Genomic DNA, 14,899 nt, shown 5'->3' with positions numbered 1-14,899 from the left:
CGTTTTAAAGGTTTCCGTTTACGGCGCGGATGAAAATATCGTTCATCGAGGGAATGATCTCCTGAAACGAGCGCAGTTCGACGGCGTCGTTCACCGCGGCGATCACTCCGCGCACCTCTTCGTCGCGCTCGACGTGCAGTTTGAGCGAGGTGTAGACCGCCTGCGCCTGCGAGCCTTCCAGAATTTCGCAACGGCCGTCGACGGCATTGCGCAGCGCCTGTTCGTCGCCGCGGTAGAACACTTCGAAGATGTTGCTTCCGTGACGGCGGCGAATGTCGTCCACACGGCCCGAAAGGATATTGCGAGACTTGTTTATCAGCGTGATATGGTCACAGATCTCCTCGACGGACGACATGTTGTGCGTCGAGAAGATGATCGTCGCCCCCTTGTCGCACAGCGCCAGTATCTCGTCCTTCAGCAGGTTGGCGTTGATCGGGTCGAAACCCGAAAAAGGCTCGTCGAAGATCAGCAGTTCGGGTTCGTGCAGCACCGTGACGATGAACTGCACCTTCTGGGCCATGCCCTTCGACAACTCCTCGATCTTTTTGTCCCACCAGTCCTGAATGCCGAACTTCACGAACCACTGCTTGAGCCGTACGACGGCCTCGCGGCGCGAAAGGCCCTTCAGCCGGGCGAAAAAGACGGCCTGTTCACCGACCTTCATCTTCTTGTAAAGTCCGCGCTCCTCAGGCAGGTAGCCGATGTGGTAAACGTCCTCAGGCGAAATTTCGCGGCCGCCGAACATCACACGACCGCAGTCGGGCGCCGTAATGCGGTTGATGATGCGGATCAGGGTCGTCTTTCCGGCGCCGTTGGGACCGAGCAGGCCGTATACCGAACCCTTGGGAATGGCAAGCGATACGTCGTCGAGGGCCTTGTGCCCGGCGTACTGCTTGGTGACATGTTCTACTGTAAGTAAATCCATAGTCGCTGCGAGTTATTTTTGGGGTTTGTTCGGCGACAAATATAACAACAAATTTTGAATATCAAAAAATATTTATCGTTTTTCGATAATTCACATCCGCCGCATATCCGACCGCCACAAAGCGGCGGACCGGAGAGACCGGCCGTTCCCTTTGTAAAAGAAATCCCTATAAAAAAAGGCGGCCGGGAGTCCCGGCCGCCTTCGATCGCAGGATGTTTCATCCCGCCGGACGATACCCTACCAGACGATCACGCGCTCCTGTTCGGGCATGAACATGGCCCCGTCGGTAATGTCGAACGCATCGTAGAACGTCTGCAGGTTGCGCAGCGTGGCGTTCACGCGCCACTTGCCCAGCGAGTGCACGTCGATCTTGGTGAGACGGGCGATCTCCTCGTCGCGGATGTTCTGCGCCCACAAGGCCGCATAGGCCAGATAAAAACGCTGGTCGGCCGTGAAGTTGTCGATCGGCGCAGGCTCCGTGCCGTTCAGCGAGTTGTGGAACGCCGTGTATGCCACGCGCAGGCCGCCCTGATCGGCGATGTTCTCGCCCAGACTGAGCGAACCGTTGGCCATGACGGCGGGCTGGCCCTCCTTGGCGGGCAGCACCTCGATCGCGTCGAACTGTTTTACGAGAATATCGGTCTTGGCCTTGAACGCCTCGGCATCCGCCTCGGTCCACCAGTTGTTCATGTTGCCGTCCTTGTCGAAGTTGCGGCCCTGATCGTCGAATCCGTGGGTCATCTCGTGCCCGATCACCACGCCGATGGCACCGTAATTCACCGCGTCGTCGGCGTCGGGGTTGTAGAACGGCGGCTGGAGAATGGCGGCCGGGAAGCAGATCTCGTTGGTCGTGGGGTTGTAGTAGGCGTTCACCGTCTGGGGCGACATATGCCACTTCTCCTTATCCACGGGCTTGCCGAGTTCCGAGATATTGTCGGCCGTATACCAGCGGTTGGCATTGACGATGTTCTCCCAATAGCTCTTCGAGGGGTCGATCTCCAGCGTCGAATAGTCCTTCCACTTGTCGGGATAGCCGATCTTCACCGTAAAGGCGGCCAGCTTCTCCTGCGCCTTGGCCTTGGTGGCGTCCGACATCCAGTCGAGCGCCGCGATGTGCTGGCCGAGCGCCGTCTGCAGGTTCTTCACCAGCGTTAGCATGCGCTCCTTGTCCTTGGCGGGGAAGTATTTGGCGACGTACATCTCGCCGACAGCCTCCGACAACGTGCCGTTGGGCACCGACATCGCGCGCTTCCAGCGGGGTTTCATCTCCTGCTGGCCCGACATCACCTTGCCGTAGAAGTCGAACGACGCCTGCTGGAAGTCGTCGCTCAGGTAGGGTGCCGCAGCGTCGATATACTGCGCCGCGAGGTAGTAGCGGATATCCTCCAGCGGGGCGTTTTTCAGCAGGTCGTTGGCGTTGGCGACGGCCGACGGCGTGGTGACGATGATCGTCTCGAAGTCGCCGATGCCCATGGCCTTATAGTAGGCCTCCCAGTCTACGGCGTCGTAAGTCTTCTCGAAATCGGCCTTCGCCGTGGGGTTGTACTGCGCGGGAATGTTGCGCAGCTCGACGTTCGACCACGACTTCTCGGCCAGCTTCGTCTCGACGTTCATCACGCCGGCGACCGCCTTTTCGACATCGGCTTCGGGAATGCCCGCAAAACGGAATATCCTGCCCAGATACTCCTTGTAGCCCTTGCGGATATGCTCGTTCTCAGGATCGAGGTAGTAGTCGCGGTTGCCCATCGTCAGCCCCGACTGCGAGATATAGAGGGCGTTGATGTCGCTGTTCATCAGATCGGCCTGCACGCCCACGCCGAAGAACGGATTGGCTACCGTCGTGTGGAGTTTGGCCACGATGCCGGTCAGTTGCCTGCGGTCCCCGACGGAGAGAATCTCCCCGACGGCGCTCTTCAGCGGCGCGGCGCCCTCGGCGTTCAGACGCGTCGAATCGAGACCCATCTTGTAGAGGTCCGAAATCTTCTGCTCGACGCTTCCCGGCGCGGCGCTGATCTTGGTCATCTCCGAGAAAAGCTCGTTGATGCGCTTCTCGTTGTTGTCGCGCAGCACGTCGAACGAGCCGTAACGCGAATATTCGGGCTTCAGCGGGTTGTTCTTCTGCCAGCCGCCCGTGGCGTACTGGTAAAAATCGGCGTCGGGAGCGACCGAAAGGTCGAAATTGGCCATGTCGATAGCCGGCGTCTTGGATGTATTCTGACAACTTGCCATACAAGCTACTGTTGCTGCAAAAATGAAAATCTTTTTCATAGGTTCGGGTTTTTAGTGACGACAGGGGTGTCCGTACTTGCCGGAGCACCCCTGTCTGTTCGTATCTTGTTCGGAAGCCCGGCTTATTTGCGGATGGCCGCAACGCCCGGAAGCTCTTTGCCCTCCATGTACTCCAGCAGGGCGCCGCCGCCCGTCGAGACATAGGAAACCTTGTCGGCCAGCCCGAACTTGTTGATGCAGGCTACCGAGTCGCCGCCGCCGATGAGCGAGTAGGCGCCCTTCGAAGTGGCTTCGGCGATCGCTTCGGCCACGGCGCGCGAACCGGTCGCGAATTTGTCGATCTCGAACACGCCCACGGGACCGTTCCAGAGGATCGTCTTGCACTTGAGAATCTCCTCGCGGAAGACCTTCTTGCCCTCGTCGGCGATGTCCACGCCTTCCCAGCCGTCGGGAATGTTGTTGGCCGGAGCGACGTTCGTATTGGCGTCGGCCGAGAATGCGTCGGCGATCAGCGCGTCGGGCGACATCACGACCTTCACGCCCTTCTCCTTGGCCTTGGCCAGAATGTCGAGCGCCGTCTGGAACTGATCCGGCTCGCAGATCGAGTTGCCGACCTTGCCGCCCTCCGCAGCTGCGAAGGTATAGGTCATGCCGCCGCCCAGCACCAGCACGTCGACCTTTTCGAGCAAGTTCTCGATGATGGTGATCTTGGTCGAAACCTTCGAACCGCCCAGAATGGCGCAGAACGGACGCTCCGGATTGAGCATGATGCCGTCGATGGCCTTCAGCTCGTTCTCCATCACGTAGCCGAACATCTTGTCGTTGGGGAAATAGTCGGCGATCAGGGCCGTCGAAGCGTGTGCGCGGTGCGCCGTGCCGAACGCGTCGTTGATGTAGCAGTCGGCATACGATGCGAGCTTCTTGACGAACTCCTTCTGCGGACCCTCCTTCAGCGCCTTCTTGGCGGCCTTCTTCTCCTCGTCGGTGGCGTCTTCGGCCAGACCGCGGGGCTTGCCCTCCTCCTCGGCGTAGAAACGCAGGTTCTCCAGCAGCATCACCTCGCCGGGCTTGAGGTTCTTAGCCATCTCGGCGGCCTTCTCGCCCATGCAGTCGCCGGCGAACATCACCTTCACGCCCAGACGCTTCTCGATGGCGGGAACGATCTGCTCCAGCGAGAACTTGGGATCGGGATTCTTCTTGGGACGTCCCAGATGCGACATCAGGATCACCGAACCGCCCTTTTCGAGCACTTTCTTGATCGTGGGGATCGCCGCACGGATACGGGTGTCGTCCGTCACCTCGCCCTTTTCGTTGAGGGGCACATTGAAATCCACGCGGATGATTGCGCGCTTGCCTTTGAAATCGTAATTGTCGATTGCGAACATAGCTCTTTGATTTTGAATTATTTTGATGAATTGATCTTTCAGCTCCTTATTCCGGGGCAAATTTATGAAAATATTTTAGAAATCTGTTATTCCGATAACAGAAAAAATGATGCGGAACCGGGTCCGGAAAGCCGGAAATCCTTCCGCCGGCGCTTCGCCGGCAGGGGCCGCTCCACCCCGCGGGCCGTCAATAGAAGGTTCCCTTCGGGGCGAAGATCGCATAGCCGAAGTTGAACGTCAGGTACATGTTCTTCCAGTTACGCAGGTCGTATTTCGTGAGCGCGAGACTCACCGGACCGATCGGGGTGTGATAGACCAGCGACGCCTCGGCGATATAGTGCCAGCGTTCGTCCGCGGTCGTGCTCAGCGATCCGGGCACATAGTCGCGTTTGGCGCGGAACATCGTATAGAAACCCGTGCGGAAGAAGAAGTTGGGCATCAGGTCGAAGGTCGGCATCACGCCGCCCGCGACGAAACGCTTGCCCCGGAAGTCGGGCATGTAGATCATCTGCGCATGCGAAACCGGCGTATAGGCAGGCATCGACATCAGCGTCGCGCCTCCCGTGGTGAATTCGGGATGGTTGGTAATCACGCCGTCGACGTTGACGCCCAGCGAGAACCACCCCGTGCCGGGCATGTCGAAATACTTGTCCCACGTGAAACGCGCCCCGACCCACCGGCGGGTGGTCCGCGACAGGAACCGGTCGGCATTGAAAGGCTCGTACTTGTCGCGGCCCGTCACGAAAATGCCCGAAAGCCGCATGTCGGAGCCTTTGCGCGGATAGAGGAACTTGTCGAGGGTGTTGCGGGCCAGCTCGGCCTTGAGACCGAAGAACGAATAGCGCGAATGGTCGGTGTCGTCGGCGAAAAGCACGTCGGAATCGTATCTGTAATTGATGTGTCCGCCGTTGGCGCGGAGCAGGAAGACCCCGCGGTGGGCGAGGGGCATGCCGGCGGCCACCGAGAAGAAGCTCTCGCTGTTCTTGACCTGCTGGGTGTTGTCGATCTTGGTGAGGTTGCCGAAGGCGCCGTGCCGGAAGTTGCGCACCGCGAAATTATAGGAGTAGTCGAGGAACACCGGCTTCCACATGTAGAAATCCGTACGTCCGCCGATCGCGCCCCACGTATAGATCGGCCCCAGATAGAGATCGGCGCCCAGCTGCTGGCCCACGCGGCCGATCGTCTCGTAGTTGACGCCGATATAGGCTTGGTTGAAGGCCGTGGAGGAGATGTTGCCGCCGATGGTCAGTTTGAAGTTTGGCTTGGTGTGGAACTGCGCGGCGAACGAATAGCTCCCCCGGAGCGAGTCGTAGCGCACATGCGGGAAATCCATCGTGAAATCGCCGCCGGCGAGCACCGCATACAAGTTGTCGCGCAGCTCTTCGAATCCCATCGGGCGCTGGCGTCCGGGCGTGCGCCGGTCCACCTTCACGAAGTCGCGGATGTAAGACTCCGGCGCTTCGGCCAGCCCCTCCAGCTTATAGTCGCTGAACCACAGCGGCGGCCATTTGGCACGGAACTCCTCGCGTCGCTCGGCGTAACGTTCGGGCGACCAGCGTTCGGAAACGCGTTCCAGTATCTGCGGCATGGCCGCCGTCGCATCGGCATAGCCGGCGTCCATGATCGCCACGGCGCTGTTGAAATCGAGCATGTTGACATCCACGGCGCGGCGCACCGTCACGCTGCGCCCTTTGGGCAGGTCGTAGTCGGTGTCGTGCATCGCCAGCATGAAAGCCTGATCGAGGATGCTGCTGTTTTCGCTCGGCGGGGCGTTTCCCGCGGTGCAGATACTGCCCACGATCAGATCGGGGCGGAATCCCACGTCGAGGGGCCGCCACGGAAAGTTATCGTAGATGCCACCGTCGTAGAGCAGCATCGAATCCTTCTTCATCGGTTTGAAAACCAGCGGAATGGACATCGACGAACGCACCGCTTCGCTCAGGTCGCCGTTGCGCATCACCACGGGTTCGCGGGCGTTCATGTCGCTCGAAACGCACAGGAAAGGCACCATCAGGCGGTCGAAATCGCCCTCGGCGGCTGCCGTCGCCGGCGCGAAAAGCTCCGTCAGCGCCATGTCGATCGGCGTCGAGGAGAGCAGGTTCGTCACCCGGAACCGCTTGCCGGCGCCTCCCACGTTCATACGCACGCTCAGAAACGCCGGATTGTGCCCGATCTGCCGGTAATAGGGAGTATAGCGGGGGTCGATGCGCCCCGAAACCCAGTCCTTGACCACGCCCGACGCAACGATCTCGCGCATCTCGGCGGGCGAATAGCCCGCGGCGTACATCGCGGCGATGATCGAACCCATCGAGGTTCCGGCCACGTAGTCGATCGGCACGCCGTTCTCTTCGAGCGCTTCCAAAACGCCGATATGGTAAAGCCCCTTTGCGCCGCCGCCGCTCATCACGACGCCCACCGTACGGGGCCGCGCAGCCGGAGTCTCCGGATTCTGCGCCCCGGCAGCCCCTGCGCCCAGCAGCAGCACCGAGATAAATGAGAGGGTTTTACGCAACATATCTCAATTTTTTTATAACTTTGCACGTTATACGAGTGGTAAAAGTAGGGAAAAAGCGTAAACAAACAAAATATGACCGACAAAATCAATGAACTCCTCCGACGTGTCGAAGAGTTTAACCCCAAGGCAGCGGCCGAGATCGAGGAATTCCGCATCAAAATCCTCGGCAAGAAAGGCGAACTGAACGCCCTGATGGAAGATTTCAAAACGGTGGCTCCGGAACTCAAACGCGAGCTAGGCCAGCAGCTCAACAAACTCAAAACCACGGCGCTCGACCGCATCAACAGCCTGCGCGAACAGCTGCAGGACGCAGCCTCCGACGACGGCGCCGCAACCGAAGACATGACCCGCCCCGGTTCGGCCGAACAACTCGGTTCGCGCCATCCGATTTCGCTGGTCAAGAACCAGATCGTCGAGGTCTTCTCGCGGCTGGGCTACACCGTCGCCGACGGTCCCGAAATCGAGGACGACTGGCACGTCTTCTCGGCGCTCAACTTCCCGCCCGAACACCCGGCGCGCGACATGCAGGACACCTTCTTCATCGAGAAGAATCCCGACATCCTGCTGCGCACGCACACCTCGTCGATTCAGGTGCGCACCATGGAGCACCAGAAGCCGCCCATCCGCGTCATCTGCCCCGGCCGCGTCTTCCGCAACGAAGCCATCTCCTACCGCGCGCACTGCATCTTCCACCAGATCGAAGGACTCTACATCGACGAAGGAGTCTCGTTCGCCGACATGAAGCAGTCGCTGCTCTACTTCGCCAAGGAGGTCTTCGGCGAACAGACCGTCATCCGCATGCGTCCCTCGTACTTCCCCTTCACCGAGCCTTCGGCCGAGGTGGACGTGTCGTGCAACCTCTGCGGCGGCAAGGGCTGTCCGGTCTGCAAGGGCACGGGCTGGCTCGAAATCATGGGCTGCGGCATGGTCGATCCCAACGTACTGAAAGCAAACAACATAGACCCCGAAAAATATTCGGGATTCGCCTTCGGCATGGGTATTGAGCGCATCGCAATGCTCAAATACGGCGTGAAGGACCTGCGTCTCTATTTCGAAAACGACGTGCGGTTCCTCCACCAGTTCGACACGGCACTCTAAAACCGCGATCCATGAAGCGTCTGACAGCGACAACGGCACTCTGCGTACTCTTCTGCACGGCTTTCGCCGCGGGGAAGGGTCCCGCCGCGACCGTACCCGGCAGTTACCCCGATTCGCTGCGCAGCGTCTGGCTCTATACCGAGGGCATCAAACAGAATACCATTTTTCACGATACGGTCCGGGCGCGGGAATATCTCACCGAGGCGATCCGCGCCGATTCGACCTACGCGCCGGCTTATTACGAAATGGCGACCAACGGCATGTACTCCACGCCCGACGAGGCGGTGGAGCTGGCCCGCCGCGCCTACCGGCTCGACACGACGAATAAATGGTATCACCAGTTCCTCGGACAGGCCCTGATCTTCGCCCAGCGTTACCCCGAAGCCCTCGGCGTCTACAAGCGCCTGCGCGCCGCAGATCCGCAGAACCCCGACAACTACCGGCTTCTGGCGGCGCTCTACGAGCAGGTCCAGCAGCCCTATTCGGCCATCGCCACGCTCGACTCGGCGGAACTCCGCTTCGGGCGCATCCCGATGCTGAGCGCGATGAAACGCCAACTGCTGATCTCCACGCGGCAGTTGGACAAAGCCGTCGACGAAGCCAAGGCCATGGTCGAAGCCGCTCCCTACGAAGCGCAGCACCATGTGGTGCTGGCCGACCTCTATGCGATTCTGAACAAGGACTCGCTGGCCATGGCGGAGTACGACCGCGCCATGCAGATCGACTCGACCGACGTCGCCACGCTGATGTCGCTGGCCGACTACTACAACGGCCGCCGCGATTACCGGTCGGTACTCAACGTCACCCAGCGACTCTTCGACTCGGACCAGATGCCGCTCGACGCCAAGATCAAACGCTTCGAGCAGCTCACCTCCGACATGCGGTTCTACCGCGAATACTACATCCAGCTCAACGCGCTGGCCTCGACGCTGGCCGTGCGCTATCCGCAGGACCGGCGCGTGGTGGAACTCTACGCCAAGCACCTGATCGCCTCAGGCGAACTGGAACAGGCGCTGGCGCTCTACAAACTCCACCTCGACGACCAGCCGCCCGTCGAAAGCTACTACCGGTCGGTGATCGACATCGAGAGCTATCTCCAGCATCCCGACTCGGCGGCCCTCTACATCAACCGGGCGCTGGAGCTTTTCCCCGGAGAGATCGACTTCCAGCTCTCGAAAGGCCATGTGCTGAATTACACCAAGCAGTACGACAAAGCGATAAAAGCCTATCAACAATCGCTCCGTTATGCGCACACCGATTCGCTGCGCGGCGCGATCTGGGGAATGATCGGCGACACCTGGCACCAGAAAGCCGCGGCGGGGGAGTCCGGCGACGAAGAGGATTTCGTGCAGATCAGCCGCAAAGGCTCGTTCCGTGCGGCCATGAAGCAGTGCTACAAAGCCTATGACAGGAGCCTGCGCTACGATCCCGACAACGCCATGGTGCTGAACAATTACGCCTATTTCCTCTCGCTTGAGGAGCGCGATCTGGAAAAGGCGCTCGCCATGGCCAGCCGCGCCACGGCCCTCACGGACAACAACCCCACCTACCTCGACACCCACGCTTGGGTGCTCTTCAAACTGGGACGTGTGGACGAAGCCCGGAAAATCATGCAGCAGGCCGTCGCCCTCGACGCGCAGGAAAGCGCCGCGCTGCTGGTCCACTACGGCGACATACTGAAGGCGCTGGGCGAGAATTTCATGGCCGAGATATACTGGCGCAAAGCCCTCGAAAAGGGCTACGACGCCGGGCGCATCGAACGCCGGATAACGGAAAGCAAAGCAAAAAAAGAGTAACCCTGCAAATGCGATGAAGCCGACGAAAAGCTGCATACTGACCCTTTTCCTGCTGTTCGCCGCCCTTGCGGCCTCCGCTCAGGCCGACCGCAAGATCGAACAGCAGAAGCGGGTTATCGCGGCACTGGAGCAGAAAATCGCCGCCGAGGAGCGGGAGATTTCGAAGCTCAAGGAGGGCCGCGCCGCCACCGAGGAGCGCATACGGCGTCTGGCACGCCAGATAGATTCGCGGAACCAGCTGCTCGAAGAGACCGAGAAGCAGGCCCGCCTGCTGCGCGGGGAGATCGACCGCACGGACAGCGTCGCCGGAGACCTCGGCAGATCGCTGGACCGCAACCGTACCCAATACGCCGAAATGGTGCGCGAAGCCTATCGCAACTACCGGCACAACAATTATCTGACCTATATCTTCTCGTCGCGCGACTTCGCCGACATGGCCCGCAAGCTCACCAACCTGCGGGAAGTGGCGTCGATGCGCGAACGCAAACTGCAGGACATCGCGGCGCTCTCGAAGCAGGTCGCCGAGGAGAAGGAGCTGCTCGACCGCCGCAAACGGTCGCTCGACTCGGTAACGCTCAAACTGAAAGCCCAGAAACAGAAGCTCGAACGCGACGCCCGCAACGCCCGCACCAGCATCCGGCAGCTCTCCCAGAAGGAGAAAACGGCCCTCCAGCGCAAAATATCGCAGGAGCAGCAGCTCGACATGGCCATCGGCGAACTGCGCAAACTGACCAAGGGCAACAAGGAGGGCGATTCGTTCTCGACCAAAACCACGGGACTGCGGCTCCCCGTCACGGCGGGCCGCGTGAAGCGCTACAAGGAGAACATGGCCGAAATCACGGGTCCCAAGGGGGCGCACGTCATTTCGATCTACGACGGCAAGGTCGTGGACGTCAAGCGCAATCGCATAACCAACAAATACGACGTTTACGTGGCTCACGGCGAATATATAACCTCCTATGCCAACATGGGGTCGATCTGCGTCGAGAAGGGCCAGAAAGTAGCCAGAAACGCACAGTTGGGCACCATCGGTTCGGCGGTGAACATCATGACCATGGAAACGGAGTACAAACTCGTCTTCGGCATCTATCCGCCGAATCCGGGCCAGAAGCTCCGTGCCGAGAACTGTTTCAAGAAATAACATGAGGACGACATGCGACGGTGCGGTTTCCCGAAACCTGCTGCCGGCATCCGCAGGCAGACACCCGATTCCGGCAGTGGCCGGATCTCCGTCCAGCACCGGAAATCCGTGTCCCCAACGCCGAAAATCTCCGTCCAGCGCCGGAAATCCGCGTCCTCAGCAGCGAAACACCCCGGACGAAGGAGGAAGGACGTAAAATCTGAAAAATACGAAAAAATGGCTGTCAAATATTATACGGACGATTGCAGCTACCGGCTGCCCCGGAAACGGCTGACCGCGGAGTGGCTCCGCCGGGTCGCCGAAGCGGAAGGGTATGAGCTGGGCGAGGTGAGTTATATCTTCTGTTCGGCGCAGCGGTTGCTGGAGATGAACCGCCAGTACTTGGGCCACGACTATTTCACCGACGTCATCACGTTCGATTACAGCGACCGCAAAGGCGCCCGCGTAATTTCGGGCGACATCTTCATCGACGTCGAAACCGTCGCCGACAACGCCCGGCTGTACGGATTCTCGACGCTTCAGGAGATGCGCAGGGTAGTGGTCCACGGCGTACTGCACCTCTGCGGTCAGGGCGACAAAACCCCCCGCACCAACGCGCAGATGCACCGCAAAGAGGACAAATACCTGAAGTTCTGGGAGGAGCAATAACAGCCCTCTTTTGCGTGCGATTCCGGCAGGGCAGGGCCGAAAAAACGCCCCCAGCCGGAGAACCAAACAAGAATTGAGAACAGAGCAATGATTTTAGAATACGATATTATCGTCATCGGCGGCGGACACGCCGGATGCGAAGCGGCCTCGGCCGCCGCGCGTCTCGGCTCGCGCACGCTGCTGCTTACGATGGATATGACCAAAATGGCCTCGATGTCCTGCAACCCGGCAGTCGGCGGAGTCGCCAAAGGTCAGATTGTCAGAGAGATAGACGCTTTGGGCGGACAAATGGGCCGCATCACGGACCTCACGACCATCCAGTTCCGGATGCTCAACCGTTCGAAGGGCGCCGCCATGTGGAGTCCGCGCGCCCAGTGCGACAAATCGCGCTTCTCGGCCCAATGGCGGCACACGCTCGAAAACACCGTGAACCTCTACATCTGGCAGGATGCGGCGACGGAGCTCCTCTTCGACACCGCCGGGGTCAAACCCCGCATAAAGGGAGTAAGGACCCAAATGGGCATCGAGTTCGCCTGCCGCGCCGTCGTGCTGACTTCGGGAACCTTTCTCGGAGGAATGATGCACTGCGGCACTTCGCACGCCGAAGGGGGCAGGGCGGGGGATGCCGCTTCGCACGGAATCACGGAATCCCTGCGCGCCATAGGATTCGAAACGGGACGCATGAAAACAGGCACTCCGGCGCGTCTCGACGCACGCACGATCGACTTCGAATCGCTCGAACCGCAATACGGCGACGAAAATCCGGCCAAGTTCTCTTTTTCACCTGATACACAACCGGTTAAGCATCAACTGCCTTGCTTTCTGGTCTACACTACGGCCGAAGTGCACGACCTGCTGCGCACCGGTTTCGACCGTTCGCCTCTGTTCAACGGAACGATCAAAGGAATAGGTCCCCGCTATTGTCCCAGCATCGAAGACAAGCTCCGGACCTTTGCCGACAAGGATCAGCACCAGCTCTTTCTGGAGCCCGAAGGCGAATCGACCAACGAATATTATCTCAACGGATTTTCCTCGTCGCTGCCTTGGGACATACAGTGGGAAGCGCTGCACAAAATCCGGGGATTCGAAGATTTGCACATATTCCGCCCCGGCTACGCCATCGAATACGACTATTTTCCGCCTACGCAACTGCACCATTCACTCGAAACGAAACTCGTTTCCGGCTTATATTTCGCAGGTCAGGTCAACGGAACTACCGGATACGAAGAGGCCGCGGCGCAGGGACTCATGGCCGGAATCAACGCCCACCGGGCGCTGAAAGGGGAAGAAGCCGTGGTATTGCAGCGCGACGAAGCCTACATCGGAGTGCTGATCGACGACCTCGTTACCAAAGGTGTGGACGAACCCTACCGCATGTTTACCTCGCGGGCCGAATACCGCATTCTGCTCCGGCAGGACAATGCGGATATCAGACTTACTCCGATCGGATATAAAATAGGGCTGATTTCACAAAAAAGATACGCCCATTTCACCGAAAAAAAAGCATCCGTAGAATCGCTTATTTCCTTCGCCCGCCGGCAGAGCATCAAAGCAGCCGAAATTAACGACTATTTAAAATCGGTAAATTCGGAGCCTTTGACTCAGGGAAGGAAGCTTTACGACATCCTGATGCGCAATAATGTTACGTTCGAATCGCTCTCGGAAGCACTTCCAAAACTCCGAAAATTCATCTCGGACAACAACATTTCAGCCGAAGCAATCGAAGAAGCCGAAATTCAAATAAAATACAAAGGCTATATAGAACGTGAAAAATTCATCGCAGAAAAGCTTCACAGACTCGAAAACATTCGCATTCCCGAAGATTTCGACTTTCATTCGATGAACTCACTGACGATAGAAGCCCGTCAGAAACTGACCCGGATACGCCCGGCAACAATAGGGCAGGCGTCCCGGATTCCGGGAGTTTCCCCGGCTGACGTCAATGTATTGTTGGTGAAATTCGGAAGATAAAACCAAAAGTGCTCAACACAGTTCCACGTGGAGCAATTTAGTGAACACAAACCCCTATATGATCACAAACCACAACACATAGTTCCACGTGGAACAAACTTAAAAGGCCGCTCGAATGAGCGGCCTTTTTGATGCAAATAAAGAGAATATCACTCTACAATTGTACACCAATTATACTTATCCTCGGCACGACCGTATTGAATATCCTGAAGACGTGTGTAAAGTTCCATACAAACCTTACCTACTTCAGTGCCATATTCATAAATATCATTCGTCTGCATATCGAAAATCTTCCCGATAGGGGAGATAACAGCCGCCGTTCCGCAGCCGCCGCACTCCTCGAAGGTAGGAAGCTCCTCGACAGGAATCAGACGGTCTTCGACCTCAAGCCCCATATCCCGCGCCAACTGCCGCAGACTCTTGTTGGTGATCGAAGGCAATACAGAAGAGGATTTCGGCGTAATATATTTACCCTCCTTGATACCGAAGAAATTGCAGGCTCCGCACTCTTCGATGTACTTATGCTCTGCGGCATCGAGATACATGATATTCGAATAGCCCAATTTATGGCCGTTTTCACCCGACAGCAGGCTGGAAGCATAGTTGCCGCCGACCTTCACGTCGCCTGTTCCACGTGGAGCAGCGCGGTCCTGTTCACGGTCTATGGCAACGGAGATAGGCTTGATGCCGTCTTTGAAATAAGCACCCACGGGAGAGCAATAAACGATCAGCAAAGCATCCTTGGCAGGTTTGACCCCCAATCCGGCAGTCGTACCGAACATAACGGGACGCAGATAGAGTGATGCGCCGGTACCATAGGGAGGAATATATTTTTCGTTACGTTTAACCACTTCGACGCAGGCCTTGACGATCATTTCGATCGTCGGGACGGGAAGGCAAAGACGTTCCGCCGAAGACTGCAACCGCTTGGCGTTCTCCTCTACACGGAAAAGACGGACTTTCCCATCGACGCCCCGAAAGGCTTTCAGCCCTTCGAACAGCTCGATACCGTAATGCAGACACGACGCCGACATGTGTATCTTGATATACTCGTCGCCCGTGACCTCCATCTCACTCCATTTGCCGTCCGTATAATAATAGCGAACGTTTGCGTCGGTCTTGCGATAATCGAATCCCAAGGCACCCCAATCCATATTTTCCATTATAATAAGTTTTAAAGGTTTTACAACA

10 protein-coding genes are annotated in these 14,899 nt (G+C 58.3%); 5 read left to right on the top strand and 5 right to left on the bottom strand.

What is annotated here, in order from left to right:
- Positions 1 to 4: 4 nt before the first annotated feature.
- From ACESTR_RS02685 to ACESTR_RS02670, 4 genes are all read right to left on the bottom strand, one after another.
- Positions 5 to 925, bottom strand: coding sequence for an ABC transporter ATP-binding protein (locus ACESTR_RS02685; RefSeq protein ID WP_373178765.1), 921 nt, complete (start codon positions 923 to 925; stop codon positions 5 to 7).
- 237 nt (positions 926 to 1,162) lie between these two features.
- Positions 1,163 to 3,193, bottom strand: a complete 2,031-nt coding sequence (locus tag ACESTR_RS02680; protein ID WP_315976103.1) for a M13 family metallopeptidase — start codon at positions 3,191 to 3,193, stop codon at positions 1,163 to 1,165.
- An 83-nt stretch (positions 3,194 to 3,276) separates the two neighbouring features.
- The gene (locus tag ACESTR_RS02675; RefSeq protein WP_009598440.1) at positions 3,277 to 4,539 is read right to left on the bottom strand and encodes a phosphoglycerate kinase; all 1,263 of its coding nucleotides are present in this window, start codon (positions 4,537 to 4,539) and stop codon (positions 3,277 to 3,279) included.
- A 187-nt stretch (positions 4,540 to 4,726) separates the two neighbouring features.
- A complete protein-coding gene (locus ACESTR_RS02670) occupies positions 4,727 to 7,054 on the bottom strand; it encodes a patatin-like phospholipase family protein (RefSeq protein ID WP_014775344.1) in 2,328 nt (775 codons plus the stop codon).
- A 72-nt stretch (positions 7,055 to 7,126) separates the two neighbouring features.
- Here ACESTR_RS02670 and pheS point away from each other — a divergent pair, with 72 nt between their 5' ends.
- The 5 genes from pheS to mnmG all read left to right on the top strand — a co-directional run bounded on the left by pheS (position 7,127) and on the right by mnmG (position 13,708).
- Entirely contained in the window at positions 7,127 to 8,152 is a 1,026-nt protein-coding gene (pheS, locus tag ACESTR_RS02665) for a phenylalanine--tRNA ligase subunit alpha (protein ID WP_014775345.1), read from the top strand.
- A gap of 11 nt (positions 8,153 to 8,163) precedes the next feature.
- Positions 8,164 to 9,948 (top strand): tetratricopeptide repeat protein, encoded by a 1,785-nt coding sequence (locus ACESTR_RS02660; protein ID WP_281808983.1) that lies wholly within the window; start codon positions 8,164 to 8,166, stop codon positions 9,946 to 9,948.
- Between the two features lie 13 nt (positions 9,949 to 9,961).
- On the top strand, positions 9,962 to 11,089 hold the full coding sequence (locus tag ACESTR_RS02655) for a murein hydrolase activator EnvC family protein (RefSeq protein ID WP_195559088.1): 1,128 nt from the start codon (positions 9,962 to 9,964) through the stop codon (positions 11,087 to 11,089).
- 216 nt (positions 11,090 to 11,305) lie between these two features.
- Positions 11,306 to 11,737 (top strand): rRNA maturation RNase YbeY, encoded by a 432-nt coding sequence (ybeY, locus tag ACESTR_RS02650; RefSeq protein WP_278433774.1) that lies wholly within the window; start codon positions 11,306 to 11,308, stop codon positions 11,735 to 11,737.
- Between the two features lie 87 nt (positions 11,738 to 11,824).
- Positions 11,825 to 13,708, top strand: a complete 1,884-nt coding sequence (gene mnmG, locus ACESTR_RS02645; protein WP_373178762.1) for a tRNA uridine-5-carboxymethylaminomethyl(34) synthesis enzyme MnmG — start codon at positions 11,825 to 11,827, stop codon at positions 13,706 to 13,708.
- A 149-nt stretch (positions 13,709 to 13,857) separates the two neighbouring features.
- Here the strand turns inward: mnmG and ACESTR_RS02640 are convergent, their stop codons facing one another.
- Positions 13,858 to 14,871, bottom strand: a complete 1,014-nt coding sequence (locus ACESTR_RS02640) for a branched-chain amino acid aminotransferase (protein ID WP_014775348.1) — start codon at positions 14,869 to 14,871, stop codon at positions 13,858 to 13,860.
- Positions 14,872 to 14,899 lie beyond the last annotated feature (28 nt).

Source organism: Alistipes sp. DJF_B185, from assembly GCF_964250025.1.
GTDB classification, from domain to species: domain Bacteria; phylum Bacteroidota; class Bacteroidia; order Bacteroidales; family Rikenellaceae; genus Alistipes; species Alistipes finegoldii.
This window is presented reverse-complemented; position numbering and strand designations above follow the sequence as displayed.

What these genes read in the sequence shown, in the direction of transcription:
- ACESTR_RS02670 (WP_014775344.1), bottom strand. Translation starts at nt 7,054, where the DNA reads ATGTTGCGTAAAACCCTCTCATTTATCTCGGTGCTGCTGCTGGGCGCA.
- ACESTR_RS02685 (WP_373178765.1), bottom strand. Translation starts at nt 925, where the DNA reads ATGGATTTACTTACAGTAGAACATGTCACCAAGCAGTACGCCGGGCAC.
- pheS (WP_014775345.1), top strand. Translation starts at nt 7,127, where the DNA reads ATGACCGACAAAATCAATGAACTCCTCCGACGTGTCGAAGAGTTTAAC.
- mnmG (WP_373178762.1), top strand. Translation starts at nt 11,825, where the DNA reads ATGATTTTAGAATACGATATTATCGTCATCGGCGGCGGACACGCCGGA.
- ybeY (WP_278433774.1), top strand. Translation starts at nt 11,306, where the DNA reads ATGGCTGTCAAATATTATACGGACGATTGCAGCTACCGGCTGCCCCGG.
- ACESTR_RS02675 (WP_009598440.1), bottom strand. Translation starts at nt 4,539, where the DNA reads ATGTTCGCAATCGACAATTACGATTTCAAAGGCAAGCGCGCAATCATC.
- ACESTR_RS02655 (WP_195559088.1), top strand. Translation starts at nt 9,962, where the DNA reads ATGAAGCCGACGAAAAGCTGCATACTGACCCTTTTCCTGCTGTTCGCC.
- ACESTR_RS02680 (WP_315976103.1), bottom strand. Translation starts at nt 3,193, where the DNA reads ATGAAAAAGATTTTCATTTTTGCAGCAACAGTAGCTTGTATGGCAAGT.
- ACESTR_RS02640 (WP_014775348.1), bottom strand. Translation starts at nt 14,871, where the DNA reads ATGGAAAATATGGATTGGGGTGCCTTGGGATTCGATTATCGCAAGACC.
- ACESTR_RS02660 (WP_281808983.1), top strand. Translation starts at nt 8,164, where the DNA reads ATGAAGCGTCTGACAGCGACAACGGCACTCTGCGTACTCTTCTGCACG.